This is a genomic window from Microbulbifer maximicatervae (SeqCode), from assembly GCF_052466985.1.
On the sequence record NZ_CP174298.1, the window covers coordinates 880,371 to 895,941 of the forward strand.

The following is a 15,571-nucleotide window of genomic DNA, read 5'->3' on the forward strand; positions in this document are numbered from 1 at the left end:
AGGCGTTTATTTTTATTGTTTGTCAGCTTTTATATTTCATATTATTTGGATTGATTCTTAGATCTGGGGCTGATTTAGATAAGCTCGCCGATAGCGAATTTCTTTAGCTCTTGGTATGCCATACTTCCTTTTGGTTATCCAGTATATATTCGGGGTGAAGATATATTGCTGTGTCATAGATCAAAATGACGAATTAATAGTATGTAGAAATGGTCGGAGAAAGCTTTGCAGTTGTCTCGTAATGTTAAAGAGTCGATTAAGCTAGCAACAGCTTTAGTGATCGTTTATGCCATTGCCTTGGGCCTGAATTGGGAGAAGCCTTTTTGGGGTGGATTTGCTGTTATTGTCTGCAGTCAGGCGAATCTGGGGCAGTCTCTTAATCGAGCCATTTTGTGGATTTTAGGGACGCTATTTGCCTTGCTGGCTGGCTGGATAATCGTCGCATTATTTCCACAGGATCGCTGGTTGTTTATGATCGCCCTATCTATCTGGGTATCTATCTGCGTTTATTTTTTGCAGAGATCAAACTACCAGTATTTTTGGCTTACAAGTGGGTATGTCATCTTTTTGTTGTGGGATGTGACTGGTGGCGACTTCTCTATCTCCTACAAGGCTGGGGTTTTACGTATTCAGGAGTCCTTGCTCGGAATAATTGTCTACGGATTGGTAGCCGTTTTGATCTGGCCTAACTGTAGTCGTGGTGAGTTAAGAAGAGCATCTCTGGATTTATTGAGAGAACATCGTCGATTTGTGGATAATTGTTTTTCTCGGGTTAGAAGTGGCGAGAAAATAAAGATTAGGCGTAAAAAGCGTGTTGCTCTTTTAGAGCTTGATACGCGCTTACAAACAGCCATTGGCGATGCGAGCTCAGATAGTTATGAGGTGTGGGAATGTCGAAAGCAGTGGGGTCACTTTGGTCAATCTGCGACAGCCGTCACGCAATCCCTCTTGAAGTTGGAAGAAAGCTTAGCACTCTCAGGTGATCTGGGTATATCAAAATTCCTTATTGGTGTAGAGGAATATATGCCTGACATTGAGGGGCGCCTCGCGCAAGTGGAGGCAGCGCTTTCAGGGGAAAGACCAGCAGATAGTGCCAATGGAAGAGTGGTTCGAGGAAATATTGAAGAGGTAAAGAGGCTGTCAACCTTTGAAACCGCTGCTTTAGCCGTTACTAGAAAATCCTTAAATGACTTGGAGGTAGAAACCCGATCTCTGATTGATTCAGTAAATGATATACAAACCCGGGGTGACTCCTATTCGAGACAGGTAAGTAGTGACGGTATAGGGTGGCTTGGAGCTTTGATGCCCGACCCAGACAGGTTGACTAATATTGTCCGTGTTCAGATGGGAATGTGGATCGCTTATCTGGCATATCTTTTTATCCCTGACATGATTGGTGGATTACTGGTTATATTACTGATAACAGTAATAGGTATTCTCGCCTCAATGACCCCCAAAATTCAATTGTTTGAAACCTGTGTTTTCACGATTTTAGTGTGCATATTATCGGCACCTATATATTTCTTTTTAATGCCGAAATTGCATGGGTTTTATTCGTTGGCTGTCGTGATCTTTGTGTGGACGTTTGTAGTAAGCTTTTCCTCAAATAAGGTCTTTGGACCCCAGTCGATGATACGAACCCTGGTTCTTATCTTTCCCCAGATTATTTTTAATTTTAATAATTCTCAAGAGTATAGTTTTGTGGTTTACACAAATTATCTATTTGTGTTGGCAATAATTTTTTGTATTTTGGCCGTTTCAAGAAATATCCCCTTCACTGCCCACCCAGAAATAAACCTGAAGAGAAGTATTGATAGAATTCTCAATAGTGCCGCATGGCTGGTGGTGGAGGGTGATATTCCGAAAAAGAAGAGGAGATCATTGTTTTTCCGGTTATATATATTGTACCACCTGAATATTATTATGATCTCAAGAAAGAGAGTTTTCTATTGGGTGGAGGGTATTTCTGATAAAAAAATGCGGGGTATGACCAGAAGTCAGATGCAAAGCCTTATAGGTTTGGTTATGTTGATATCCAACCAGGTTAAACTTTTATATAAGATAGATAAGAAAAAAATTAATTTTGTGGCTCCTAAAAGGTTGCTTCGTGAGGCGTTCATATGGAGAAGGTTAGCTAGCAAAATACTGATTTATTTCTCTGGCGGCAATCAGAAAGTTGATATTGAATCCCTGCGGAGAGGTTATCGAAGAATATTTGAGAGGGCAAACATTGATGTTGGTGAGTTGATGGAGCTAAGAGAATGTAGTGAAAAATCCAGGGAGGGTGTAACAAATTTCCTTTATTTCTTGGGTGTTACCCACTGTATAAATAATTATTTGGTAGAGTTTCGTCGTCTTTCGGAAACTGTGGACTGGAAGGCTTTTTGCGAGGAAAGGTGTCTTTAATGCCTGTAGGATTTTAAATGGAAAGAGTGCCGCATGATATATCAATAGGCAGTTTCTATCTATCTCCAATATTAGTGATAGCATTGTTTGGTGTTGTTGCGGCATTGTTAACCGCTAGGCTTTTGGATCGGTATCGTTTGTCCCGATACTTTGCAAATCCGCCGATTGTCATTATCTCCCTCAGTTTAATTTATGCAATTTTTATAGGAAGGATATTCTTGGGGATATAGTAGTGACTAAATACAGAAAATACATACTTACTGGATTGATAGTATTTTTAGCTTTGCTATTACTTGTCCTTCAGTTCTGGAGGTATCTCAATAACCCCTGGACCAGGGATGGAAAGGTTCAGGCAGATATTATACAAGTTACGCCCCGGGTAACTGGCCAGGTAGTTGAACTCCCAATTATAAATAATCAGTTTGTTAAAGCTGGAGAACTCCTGTTTCAGATCGATCCTCGAATATACGAAGCAGCTTTGGAAGAGGCTAAGGCTGAATACGAGGAAGCTCTCGACACATACCGAGCTCAAAACAAAAATGTTCTCGCTTATGAGGCCAGGATAAGGGAATCCATAGCAAATATCGATCTGGCTAAAAGTAACATTGGGGCTCTTGATGCAGAAGTTGCAAGGACCAAGGCTGAATATGACCGGCAGAGAGAACTGTTACCGCAAAGGGCAACATCAGTAAGAGCATTGCAAGCGGCTCAGGCTGAGTATGAATCCACAATTGAATATCGAGCGGGTGCAGAAGCCAGTTTGGTGGAATCTATGGCTGCTCTGGAGCAATCCCAGGCGGAACTGGAGCAGGTTAGAGCACAGTTGGGTGCGCTTGGAGCCGATAACCCGGGCGTTCGTGCGGCTTTTGCGCTGCTAGAGCAGGCGCGGCTAAATCTCGAATACACAACAGTTGTTGCTCCGGTTACTGGTTATGTCACAAATATAGATTTTCGTTACGGTGATCAGGCTGTCGCCAACCAACCCGCACTTTCTGTAGTTGATATAAGTACTTTTCGCATTGATGGTTTTTTTCGCGAAACTTTTGTTCGTCGGATCGCTCCGGGGGATAAGGCATTTATGAAGTTGATGGCTTACCCTCATCTAGAGTTGGAGGGGTATGTTGAAAGTATTGGCTGGGGTATTGCTCGCAAAGATGGAACTGCGGGTAATGACTTGTTGCCAATGGTAGATCCCACATTTGACTGGATTCGCCTTGCACAGCGTATTCCTGTCAGGATTCATCTGACAGAAGTCCCCGAATCTGTGAAGCTTCGTGTTGGATTTACCAGCTCGGTGCTAGTAATGAGCAATTCTGCGGGCACCGAGCAAGATGAACCGGTGCAGTCTCAATAGTTTTAGGAAAGGGTTAATACGGTGCCTACAAGGGTGCCTGTTGGCGTTGCTGCTCAGCTTCGGTAGTAGCTGTATGCTGGGGCCTGATTATCACCCCCCGCCGGTGGAGATCGAAAGCGAGTGGATCTATCAGACCAGCTCAAAACTGGATACGATGGAAGCGGTCAACCCTTTGTGGTGGCAATGGGCATTTTCAGATGTGACGCTGGATGAATTAGTTTCACTGGCTATTGAGAATAACCTGGAGCTGCGCTCAGCAGCTCTCAGGGCTCTTCAGGCCCAGCAACAGCTTGCAATTGCAATCGGCAACCAATACCCGCAAACGCAACAGCTTGAAGGGCTTATTGATCGTTCAAAGTATGTTCGATCGGGTATCACCGGTAATTTGCAGACTGAATATTACCCGAACTTCAACTTGACTTGGGAATTAGATACCTGGGGGCAGTTAAGAAGGCTTGTTAATTCGGCCGCAGCAGGTTTTGAAGCCAGCATAGCGGACTATGATGGTGTGCTGGTTTCTATTATTGCCCAGGTGGCGCAAACCTATATCAATATTCGCACAACGAAACGCAGACTGGAAGTTGCCCGGGAAAACATTCGTGTGCAGCGTGAAGGTTTAAGGATCGCGAGAGTCAAATTTCGTGCAGGAGAGGTCAGTGCACTGGATGCGGAGCAAGCTCAGGCTTTGCTCAGTAACACAGAAGCCAGCGTGCCGGGACTGGAGATAAGCTTACAGCAGTTTGAAAATGCCCTGGCAGTCCTTTTGGGAATACCTCCTAATAGTTTGAGGTACATAGTCTCTTTTCCCTCATCCATACCTATGATTCCCAAAGTCGTTACTGTTGGTATGCCTCAGGATCTACTAAGGCAGCGACCCGATATCCGTGCAGCAGAGCGACGGCTGGCAGCTCAAGGTGAGTTAATAGGTGTTGCGAGGGCGGAACTCTATCCAAATTTTAGTATCGGTGGGGAGATAGGGGCTATCGATATCAATGGCGGTCAACTTAATGGCAGCAGTAGTGCCTGGGACCTTTTTATTGAATTTGATTGGAATCTCTTTAACTACGGAAGACTTCGGAGCAATGTCAGGCTACAGGATGCGATTTTCCAGCAGTTAGTCTCAGACTATCAGCAAATAGTTCTGTTAGCGCAAGCTGATGTGGAGAACGCTATTGTCGCTTATATAAAGTCTCAAAGGCAATTGGTTCATTATGAGGTGGCTGCCCAGGCCTCCCAGCGATCTGTCGATATTTCCCTGTCTCAATATACCAATGGTCAGGTTGAATTCGATACTGTGATAACTACTCTGGTATCAGATGTTCAACAGCAGGATATTTTGGCGGTAGCGCGAGGCGCCGTGGCAGCGAATCTGGTGCAGGTATATCTATCGCTCGGAGGTGGATGGCAGATACAGCAGGGAATTCCACCATTTCAACTTCTTCCGGAAGACATTCAGCAGGAAATGCTAGAAAGAACACCGTATTGGAACAAGGTTCAATAAGATTGGTTGAAGCTTCTTAGTTTGATGGTGGTACTAGATATATGAATTTAAGTAACCGTATTGTAAGTGCTTTATCTGTACACAGATTATTCAAGCGATAATTGTCCCGTCAAATTCTATTTAGGTTTTGGTTATGGTGGCTAACACTTCGTTCGACAAAGATACAAATTTGATGGCAAAAGCTCTGGTAGAGACTATCCCAGAGCGGGGTAGATACTTAGAGTCCCTAACTGGTAAAAGTCTTATATCGAGCAGTCAGCTTAATAGAGATGGGATATTGCAGTTACTCAGACTTGCCGCTCGTTGTGAGCTAGATAACAGAAAATTCTCATGTCATTTAAACAATAAAATCTTAATCAGCGCATTCTTTGAGTCGAGCACCAGGACGAGACTATCTTTTGAAAGCGCTTGGCTGCGACTTGGAGGGAGCACCGTTTCAATTACAGATAAAGAGACAACACGTATTGGTGTCGGAGAAAGCTTAAGAGACGTTGCAGAGATGGTAAGTAATTATGGTGATTGTGTAGTTTTGAGGGATTCTTCTGAAGATTCAGTGAAAATTATGTCCAATAATTTAAGTATACCAATCATCAATGCTGGTAACGGGATAGATGAGCACCCCACGCAATCCCTTATCGATCTATATGCACTTCTAAAGTGGAATCCCAACATTCTATCAGGAAAAGGGCGAAAATTCTCCATTGGCTTAATTGGAGCGCCAGCTCGAATGCGAGCGGCGAGAAGCCTATTGATACTCATGAGCTGTTTCCCTGAGTTTTTCTCAGAGGTTTTTGTGCTTTGTGATGAGGAGGAGCAAGAACCGTTTCGGCAAGCGCAATTATCAATACTTCAGGAAAAAGGTCTAAAAATAAGGTTAACGGATAAGGTTGGAGATACTCTTCCCCGACTCGATGTTGTCTATATGAATGCTATATCCCTAAAAACAATGGGGCATAGAGATTTTGGGTCTGGATATTTTATAGATAATAATTCTCCTTTGAAAAAACAAGCTATTGTGTTGCATCCTTTACCCCGAATGGGGGAGCTTGATAGTGATCTGGATGATACATCCCATAATTGGTATTTTATACAGGCAAAAGGTGGTGTGTACGTCAGGATGGCGCTGGCAATGGCTATCTGTGGTCGCCCTAGTGAGGCTGTAGACATTATCTAGCCTCTCCAGTTTCGAAATGATCCCAATAAAGGGTGTCGTCTATGTGCGGAATAGCTGGAATTCTTCATAGTGCGCGTGCAATGCCTGTCGATGGTCAACTCCTTCTAAATATGGCGGCTATCCAGTTCCACCGTGGCCCGGATGGTGTAGGTTTTACAAACCCTCCAGGTCTAGGATTTGGGATGAGTCATGTGCGTTTATCGATCAATGACCTGAGTGAAGAGCGTGCTTCTCAGCCTTATGTGTCAGAAGATGGTCGTTACTATTTGGTTCATAATGGTGAAATCTATGATTATCAGCGAATAAGAGCCAGACTGAGGGCCTCTGGAGTTTCTTTTTTAGGTAAAAGTGATTCCGAAATTATCTTGCATCTTATTGCGGAGTTAGGTCTTGTTCGGGCTATTAAACATCTTCGAGGAGAATTTGCATTTGCCGTTTACGATCAAATGGAGGACTGCCTCTACTTGGTTAGAGATCGGTTTGGAGTGAAGCCACTTTATTGGGCAAGAATCAAAAAAGGTTTAGTATTTGGTTCTGAAATTAAAAGTTTGTTTGCCCACCCTGATGTCCAAAGAAGACTAACAGCGCATGGAGTGTATCACCAGCTTATTCAGGTATCGATTCCTGGAACAACCGCTTTTGAAGGGGTTTTCCAGGTTGAACCTGGGTGCATTACAAAAGTTAAGCGAGACAACACTGAACTGGTTGTTACTCAACATAAATATTGGGACATCGATTTTTTGATTTCAGATGAGTATGCTCGTGACAAGTCTGATGAGTATTATATTGAGGGTTTGCGGGAACAAATTATAGACTCCGTGTCTTTGAGGCTTCAAGCTGATGTCCCAGTAACCTATTATCTTTCAGGTGGTGTTGATTCGGGTAGCTTGCTTGGAGTAGGGCAGTCGCTTTCGCAGCAGGATCTCACCGCCTTTACGATAGCGTTTGAAAATCCGGATTACGATGAGTCTCATATCGCAAAGGAAGCCGCGAGTGAGATTGGTGTCAGCCAATTCATAGTAAAGGTAACTGATGAAGAAATATATGAAAATTATTCAGAAACCATCTGGCATACCGAAAGGACATTTTACAATACATTATCAGTAGCTAAATTTTTGCTCAGTAAAGCTGTTAAGTCTAATGGCTACAAGGTTGCAATTACTGGGGAAGGGGCAGATGAGCTATTTTCTGGGTATCCTGCATTTAAAAAAGATTTTTACTTGTATGGCACATCTGAAACTGAGTTGAATAAACGAAGAACCTGGCAGCAACATCTAGAAAGGAGCAATAGCTTATTTAAGGGAGCTATGCTGCCAATTGATAGTTTTCGATCAGAGGGAATGGAACGGACTTTAGGATTCACCCCTACATGCTTGCAATCTTGGTTAAGCTGTCATCATCAAGCAGAAAAATTGCTTAACAAAGAGTGGCGTAAAGAAATATCTGGTTATGATGCCGGGAAGGCAATTGTTGATACGCTAGATTTATCACAACTCGAAGATAGACATCCGCTGGATGTAGCTCAGTATGTTTGGATTAAAACTATGTTTGAGACCCAGATATTGGGCTGGGTAAGTGATCGAGTGGATATGGCACACTCCATTGAAACCCGCCCGGCCTTTCTCGATCATCACCTGGCTGCGTTTGCTATACAAATCCCACCATCGGTCAGGATTAGCGGAACTACAGAAAAGTATGTTCTTCGCGAAGCGATGAAGGGAGTTCTTCCGGATGTTCTATATAAAAAGCAAAAATTTGCATTCATGGCTCCTCCGGTAGAGACCGTTACCGGAGCTTGGACTTGGGTGCAGCGAATTATTGAGAAATTTCTCAGCCCAAAGGAGGTTAATTTAGCTGGATTGCTGCGATATTCGGAAATAGATACTTTAATTGAAGAGTATAAATTGCCGACCCTACATCGATCAAAAAAGGTTCAATTGGATGCGATGCTCAATCATATCTTGGGAGTGCAAATATTATATAAGCGTTTTATTGAAGCTGATCTGCCATTGTTGGCGCAGGAAAGATCTTCTATTCTTGGTTGGAGTTTAGATCGTATGGTTAAGTATCGTAAAAGTTAGAGGGTACTAGAGGGTGAAGCAGATCTCACTGTTGACGTAGTATTCTATTTTTGGTCCGGTTTAACGCTGATCCCTACCTATTGATCGAATAGATAATGATAATAATTGGATATAAATTACAATTTAATTGAGATTTTGGGTGGCGCTGGTTAATAGGATTGTTATTACGTTAATGGTTGTATTTACAAGAGTCTCTATTTTTCTAATCCCTGATATCTAGCTAGTCACTTCTAACCAATAAAATAATTATAAGCTGGAAGACTTCACCATATCGGTGGGGCTAATTGAAGGAGCATATACTTCTTACAGGGATGGTGAGGCTCTCGCATTATGGGGGATCTTCCTATATCTATTGAAAATAGGTGCCCTGATGAGAAATATAGTTTCTGCAAGTTTTGTCCTAATTTTATTATCCGTTTTTTGTTCAAATGCAATTGCTGAATTACTTTCTGAAGAGAAGAGTGTTACTGCAAGTACAGAGGTGCAGTCGGCATCTTTGGCTGTTGATAATGACATGGGTACACGTTGGGAAAGTTCACATCAAACAGATCCCAGTACTTTTACTATTGATTTGGGCACCACCTCTGAATTAAAGGAGGTGGTGCTCTATTGGGAGGCTGCAAATGCAAATACATATAATCTTGAAGGTTCAAATGATGGGCAGGGATGGGAGCTGTTAGCAGAGTATTCTGATGGAGAGTTTGGAGATAGAACTGACATTCTTCAAGTATCCGGAAAATTTCGTTATATACGGCTTAATGGATTGACTCGTAGTAATGGAAATTTCTGGGGCTATTCTATCTATGAGTTTCAAGTATATGGCGAACCTGTTTACGACTCCGTAGAGGAAACTCCGAGCAATGTAGGGCGTAATATTGCCTTGGACGCCTCAATCTTGTCTTCTTTTGGGGAAGGTAATTTTGCTATTGATGGTCTGAGAAGTACAGCCTGGGAGGCTGGGGGCGATACGGCTTATTTACTACTGGATATTGGAGAACCAACTGAGCTGACGAAGGCAATCATAGACTGGGGTGAAGATAATGCTGCTAGCTACGAAATTCAGGCTTCAAATTATGGCAATGAGTGGGAAACGCTTGTCACTACTGGCGATGGGCAGTACGGTTCACGAATTGATAGCCATAAACTATCCGGTAGTTACCGTTATCTGCGAATTCAAGGTGATGAGTTAAGTGAGGGTAGCTCGCATTACACCATTTGGGAACTCATGTTATTTGATAAGGCAATGGATTCCATCCCCACAGATAGCCTGCTAAGTTACATTCCTCTTTTCGATGAAACTTATCCTGCTGGTGAAGCTCAAAATTGGTATATAAAAGAGGATGGAACCCTAGTGACATTCGCCAGTGGTAGAGCTAGATCACGCCATGAGTCTGAGGGATCATTTTATACTTTCCCAACATTCTATTTTGAACATAGGACTTTTGGTCTTGAGATTCATGATCACACCCCAAAAGGTGAAAGTTTAATTGAAATCTATTACTCCCCTGAGTATGCCCACTACCGCTCACCAGAGTGCCGATCGGCATATTCCAATGTGTATCGAGCAGATTTTAATAATAACGCTAGGTTTGAGGTGGATCCTTTAGTTGAGGCTGATGAGGATGGGAAAGGGCAAATATGGGTATGTTTAATTACTTTTGATGCGCACGATGGAGATGACGGTGTTCTGGAAGTTGGCGAGTGGATGGAATTTGAATTTCAGCAATTTTTGGGAAGATACAATGGGGATGAAAATGTAGAAGGCCAAGCTATTTACTACACAAATACTTATCGTATCCAGTTGGGTGAACCTGGTATCTATCTTGTTAATGATAGCGATATTGATGAAAGTATACGAGCTGGAGGTAACGCGACAGCTGTCCCGATAATAGCGGGGGATTCTGTACCAGCTTCTGAGATTATTTCGGAAAACTTATCAGATAAGACTTTGACTTACTATGCTGGAGCCGACGGTGCATGGACAAGTGGTGGGTCAGACGACGCTACCGAAGTTACCTATCCAATTTTGGACGGGACAGGCATATACGATAGTTACATTGTCGAGAGTGGTATTGCTGACTGGACAGCAAATATGCAAGAGGCATCGAATATTCATTGGGATACCCACAATATATTTTTGCGGGGCAGAAGGTTGTTCCATACCGATTTTAATTCTGGTGATCATGAGGAAGAAGGAAATCCGAGGTTTTCAGAGCTAGCAGAATTAGCCACTGATCTTAAAGTACAGCACTCGTGCTTTGCTTGTCATATAAATAATGGACGTGGACAGGCTCCAGAGAACGGCTATTTTCCCGAGACGATGGCCATGAAACTGGGGTCTGGGGGACTTAATGTCCAGGGTCAAGTATTACCTCATCACTACTTTGGCCATCTATTACAAACTGTTTCTTCCGACGAAAAGATAGAAGTGGAAGGGCAGGTGGTAGTTACTTATGAAGAGGTCGTGAACCACTATGAAGATGGTACCGAGTACACGTTAAGGAAGCCTGTATACAGTATTAATAAGCTCGATGGCAAAGGGAGCGATATAGTTTACTTTTCCCCACGGATGCCTCAACCAATGCTGGGGCTCGGGTTGCTTGAGGCAGTGCCTGAGTCTGAAATATTAGAATGGCATGATCCTAATGATTCTGATGAAAATGGAATTTCTGGGCGCGCTGCACTGGTAAAAGAGCCAACTGGTGAACTTCCATATGTCGCACGGTTTGGTTGGAAGGCCAGCCATGCCAGTCTAACCAGTTTTACGCGTGATGCACTCAATAGTGATATTGGGGTCACTACTAATGGAGGAGGCGCGGATTGTGGGTATGAGCAGATAAACTGTTGGCAATATAGTGAGCATTCAGCTGAGCTTTCGGAAGAGCATCTGCGAGACTTGGTTGTTTACCTTCAAGCCTTAGGAGCGCCGCCCCGCAATCCAGGTAGCGTTTCCAGAGATTCTGTGCTCTCAGGAGAGAAGCTGTTTTATGAAGCTGGATGTGACTCCTGTCATCGATCGGAAATGAGTACTGATCATAGCCATCCTCTTGCTGAACTTAGGGGGAATACCATATACCCTTATACTGACTTACTGCTTCATAATATGGGGGAGGGGTTGGCTGATTCTTTGAGTGAGTCTGCCGATTTCAATCAGGAATGGAGAACTCCGCCATTATGGGGGTTGGGTATGTCAAAGGCTGTAAATGGGCACAGTAACTTATTACATGATGGGCGAGCGCGAACCGTCGAGGAAGCTATTTTGTGGCATGCTGGAGAGGCTTTGGATAGCCGGGAAAAGTTTCAGTCAATGAGTATTTCTGAGCGGGCTGATCTGTTAGATTTCTTACAATCTTTGTAGACTTTATTGATATAAAAATTTTCCCCCACAAGTATCGCTAAAAGTGGCCGGCTCAGTTGTAGTCGGTCAAAGATAGACATTTCATTGTTCTACCTCCTTTACTGAGTCGCCTTCTATTAATTCACCATCTAATGTTTCACTGCCACCACGATAGCGCATAGTCATTTGGCCGGTAGCAATTAAAGTTCCTTCACTGTCGTATATCTCTGTATATGAATAGAATATCTTTCGTCCAGTACTCGTTAGCTTACCTATCGCAGTGAGTTGATTAGTTTTTGCCTGACCGGTGAAATTTGCTGTTAAAGAAAGTGTAAAAGCTCTACGACGGCGGTTGGGGTGGGGGCAGTAGAGGCCGCAGTAAGAGCCAGCGATATCGATTAATGTTGTAATAAAACCACCGTGGGGTACACCGTGGGTATTCAGATGTTCCGGTTGTACTTCTACGCTGATTGCAACATGGCCTTCCTGCCAATTATCTATGGTTACACCTAGATGGTCATTGAACGGGGGTTGTTTCTTGTTCTGCCAATTCATCCAATTTCACCTTAGAAAGTAAGTTTATGATGGGTCGCTACAATCTGTTTTCTGAGTTGAAAGGTAGACTGTGAGCAATCCTGCACTGATAACGATCAGCGTCCCCATCAGTGCAATAGTGTTAGGTAAGTGCTGCCAAATGAGCCAACCTAGAAGTCCGGCAATAACCACACCAAAGTAACTGATTGGTGACACCACGCTGGGTTTTGCATAGCTATATGCTTTGGTGTACAGCCAGATAGCCAAGAGTACAGACACACCGTTGAAAATAAGATAGGGGAGTGTCCATAAAGGTACTGGTTCCCAATAATAGATACCCAGGGGCAGGCTGCACGCAAACGAGATTAATACGTAGTAAAACAATATAAGGCTGGGCCGGTCGGTATGGGACAAAATTCGTGTTCCGACCATAGAGGCAGCCAGGGTAAGCCCAGAAATCAGGCCGAGGGCATGGCCGCTACTAATACCGTCCACGTTGGGTTGAAGAATCAAGGTGATCCCCAGTAAGCCCAGTAAGATTGGTAGCCAGTGGGCTATGGGGATCTGTGCTCGAGACCAAAGCCAGGCAATAAGGGGAACAAAAATGGGAGCTGCATTACGCAATAACCCTGCTTCCATTAGTGAAATTTTGCTTAGGGCAGAAAAATATGTGAAAAAGCATAACCACCCTGCAAAACCGCGTATTAGGTGGGTTCTCCAGTGTTGGGTGGTAAGGTGTCGAGGCGTTTGTCGCACTAGCCATGGGGTTAGCAGTATCAGGCAGATACTATATTGGCTGAGCGTAATTAATGGCACGGGTACAGCGGTAGACACCCATTTGCTGGCTGCAGCCGCTGTACCTGCTACCAGCGCGGTAGCCAATGCAAAACCAATGCCCTTCCAGTTTTGGATATCCGTACGGAGTGGCTGACTTGGTGGAGATTGTACTTCGACTAAGGCATCAGGCCTACTCATGGTGACACAACTTCTTTATTTGGCCGCAGCGGGTAAAGTGGGAAGCCAGTAGTCATACTGACTTCCCCTATAGTTTACAAGCTTAGATTTTGCCATCAGCCCATTGCGCAAATGTTTTTCCCTCTTGGGCTAGCCGTTCCAGTAAAGGGGCTGGAGTCCAGTAGGTACCTCCATGCTGCTGGCGGAAAGTACATATTTTTTCGTAGATTTCCTTCAAGCCGATACTGTCGGCATAGTGCATAGGTCCTCCACGATGGGGCGGAAAGCCATAACCGTAAACATATACAACGTCTATATCACTCGGACGTTGGGCTATGCCTTCCTCCAGGATTTTGGCTCCTTCATTAATCAGCGCGAAAGTTAGGCGGTTTAGAATCTCCTCGTCGGAAATTTCCCGCCTTACTACCCCTTGGCTTTTAGCTTGGGCCTCAATGACTTCCAGCACTTCTGGGTCGCTGCTGCGAGCGCGAGTTTCGGGATCGTAGCGATAGTAGCCGGCTCCACTTTTCTGGCCCAGGCGGCCCATTTCAACCAGGGCATCTGCAATACAGTAAGTTTTTGGCTCTCCTCTTTCTGATTCGCTCAGGCCCTGGCGCGCCTTGTAGCCGATATCCAGTCCCGCTAGATCTCCAACGGCTATAGGGCCCATAGCCATCCCCCAAGACTGCATAACCGAATCAATCTGCTCCGGGGTTGAGCCCTCGATTAAACACAGCTGCGACTCTCTGCCATAGGGGCGCAACATTCGATTGCCAATAAAGCCGTAACAGTTTCTCGCTAGTACGGGAGCTTTCTTGATCGTTTTAGCGAGTTGCATGGCAGTGGCAATTACATCGTCAGCACTTTGCGAGCCGCGAACCACCTCGAGTAGTTTCATTACATTGGCAGGGCTGAAAAAATGCATCCCTATAACGTCTTGAGGCCTGTTAGTTGCAGCTGCGATTTGATCAATATTTTGGTAAGAAGTGTTGGTTGCAAGGATGGTACCGGGTTTGCAGGAGCGATCCAATTTGGCAAAAATTTCCTGTTTGAGCTCCATATTTTCAAATACGGCCTCAATGACCAGGTCTACGTCAGCTAGGTCTGCGTAGTCAGTTGTGCCGGAAATCAACGAGAGACAATGAGTTTTTTGACCTTCTGTGAGTTTCCCTTTCTGCATGCTGATGGTGTAATTCTTGTCGATCACTGCTAGCCCTCGATTTATCGCAGTTTGATCGACTTCTACCAGCTTGACTGGAATACCGACATTGGCAAAGTTCATGGCGATGCCTCCGCCCATAGTGCCTCCACCGATAATGCCCACGCTCTTTATCTCCCTGGTGGGTAGGTCTTTTGGTAAGCCTGTGACTTTGCTTGCAGTGCGCTCGGCAAAAAATAAATGCCTGAGGGCGGCCGATTGGCTGGAGAGCAGGCATTCGATAAACAGGTCGAGCTCTTTAGCAAGTCCTTGATCAAAAGGCTGGTGAACTGCGGCCTCTATACAGGTAACAATATGTTGCGGTGCAAGCTGACCTCGTGATCTCTTTTCAAGGCGCTTGCGGAAATCATCAAATAACCCCTCAGGAATGCTGTCAGGATCTATTGCGATGTCTCTGACTCGGCGTAGAGGAGCTTCATTTGTTATCAATTCACGGGTAAAGGCTAGGGCTCCCTCTAACAAGTCATCATCGATAACCCGGTCTATTAACTTCATACTTTTGGCTTTAGAGGCCGGTATTGGACTGCCTTTTGTGATTAATTCCAGTGCAGCGGCAACACCAGCCAAGCGTGGGGTGCGCTGGGTGCCACCGGCCCCTGGCAGTAATCCCAGTTTGACTTCTGGCAGCCCCACTTTGGCCGATGCTATTGCACAGCGGTAATGGCAGGCTAGAGCCACTTCGAATCCACCGCCGAGTGCCGTGCCGTGAATGGCGGCGATCACTGGTTTACAGGAGTTTTCTATTTCCTCAATCACTTCTGATAGGGCGGGCGCCTGTGGTGGCTTGCCAAATTCCGTAATGTCCGCACCAGCGATAAAAGTTCGGCCTTCACACACTAGCACCAGGGCTTTAGATGCATCGCCTTGAGCGTTCTTAATCGCTCCCCAAATGCCTTCACGCAAGCCGTGAGAGAGGGCGTTCACAGGAGGGTTGTTCAATCGAATTACACCGATATCGCCAATGAGTTCATAACTTACACTAGACATTGCTATCTCCAGATCTTAAGTGAC

At 44.6% G+C, this 15,571-nt stretch carries 10 protein-coding genes; 7 read left to right on the forward strand and 3 right to left on the reverse strand.

From position 1 onward, the window contains the following. Positions 1–225 precede the first annotated feature (225 nt). From ACJJI3_RS03915 to ACJJI3_RS03945, 7 genes are all read left to right on the forward strand, one after another. Positions 226–2,406 carry an FUSC family protein gene (locus tag ACJJI3_RS03915; RefSeq protein WP_444941558.1) on the forward strand — a complete coding sequence of 727 codons (2,181 nt, stop codon included), beginning with the start codon at positions 226–228 and terminating at the stop codon, positions 2,404–2,406. Between the two features lie 17 nt (positions 2,407–2,423). After that, positions 2,424–2,636, forward strand: a complete 213-nt coding sequence (locus ACJJI3_RS03920) for a DUF1656 domain-containing protein (RefSeq protein ID WP_444941559.1) — start codon at positions 2,424–2,426, stop codon at positions 2,634–2,636. Between the two features lie 2 nt (positions 2,637–2,638). After that, the gene (locus ACJJI3_RS03925; RefSeq protein WP_444941560.1) at positions 2,639–3,760 is read left to right on the forward strand and encodes an HlyD family secretion protein; all 1,122 of its coding nucleotides are present in this window, start codon (positions 2,639–2,641) and stop codon (positions 3,758–3,760) included. Between the two features lie 40 nt (positions 3,761–3,800). After that, complete coding sequence (locus ACJJI3_RS03930; protein WP_444941561.1) at positions 3,801–5,261, forward strand: efflux transporter outer membrane subunit; 1,461 nt, start codon at positions 3,801–3,803, stop codon at positions 5,259–5,261. A gap of 172 nt (positions 5,262–5,433) precedes the next feature. Continuing rightward, positions 5,434–6,435 (forward strand): aspartate/ornithine carbamoyltransferase family protein, encoded by a 1,002-nt coding sequence (locus tag ACJJI3_RS03935; protein ID WP_444941562.1) that lies wholly within the window; start codon positions 5,434–5,436, stop codon positions 6,433–6,435. A 41-nt stretch (positions 6,436–6,476) separates the two neighbouring features. Then, on the forward strand, positions 6,477–8,516 hold the full coding sequence (gene asnB, locus ACJJI3_RS03940) for an asparagine synthase (glutamine-hydrolyzing) (protein ID WP_444941563.1): 2,040 nt from the start codon (positions 6,477–6,479) through the stop codon (positions 8,514–8,516). A gap of 370 nt (positions 8,517–8,886) precedes the next feature. Continuing rightward, entirely contained in the window at positions 8,887–11,874 is a 2,988-nt protein-coding gene (locus ACJJI3_RS03945; protein WP_444941564.1) for a di-heme oxidoredictase family protein, read from the forward strand. 81 nt (positions 11,875–11,955) lie between these two features. Here ACJJI3_RS03945 and ACJJI3_RS03950 read toward each other — a convergent pair whose 3' ends face one another. The 3 genes from ACJJI3_RS03950 to ACJJI3_RS03960 all read right to left on the reverse strand — a co-directional run bounded on the left by ACJJI3_RS03950 (position 11,956) and on the right by ACJJI3_RS03960 (position 15,547). Then, positions 11,956–12,408 (reverse strand): PaaI family thioesterase, encoded by a 453-nt coding sequence (locus ACJJI3_RS03950; RefSeq protein WP_444941565.1) that lies wholly within the window; start codon positions 12,406–12,408, stop codon positions 11,956–11,958. Between the two features lie 24 nt (positions 12,409–12,432). Beyond that, complete coding sequence (locus tag ACJJI3_RS03955) at positions 12,433–13,362, reverse strand: DMT family transporter (protein WP_444941566.1); 930 nt, start codon at positions 13,360–13,362, stop codon at positions 12,433–12,435. An 82-nt stretch (positions 13,363–13,444) separates the two neighbouring features. Next, positions 13,445–15,547 carry a 3-hydroxyacyl-CoA dehydrogenase NAD-binding domain-containing protein gene (locus ACJJI3_RS03960; RefSeq protein WP_444941567.1) on the reverse strand — a complete coding sequence of 701 codons (2,103 nt, stop codon included), beginning with the start codon at positions 15,545–15,547 and terminating at the stop codon, positions 13,445–13,447. Positions 15,548–15,571 lie beyond the last annotated feature (24 nt).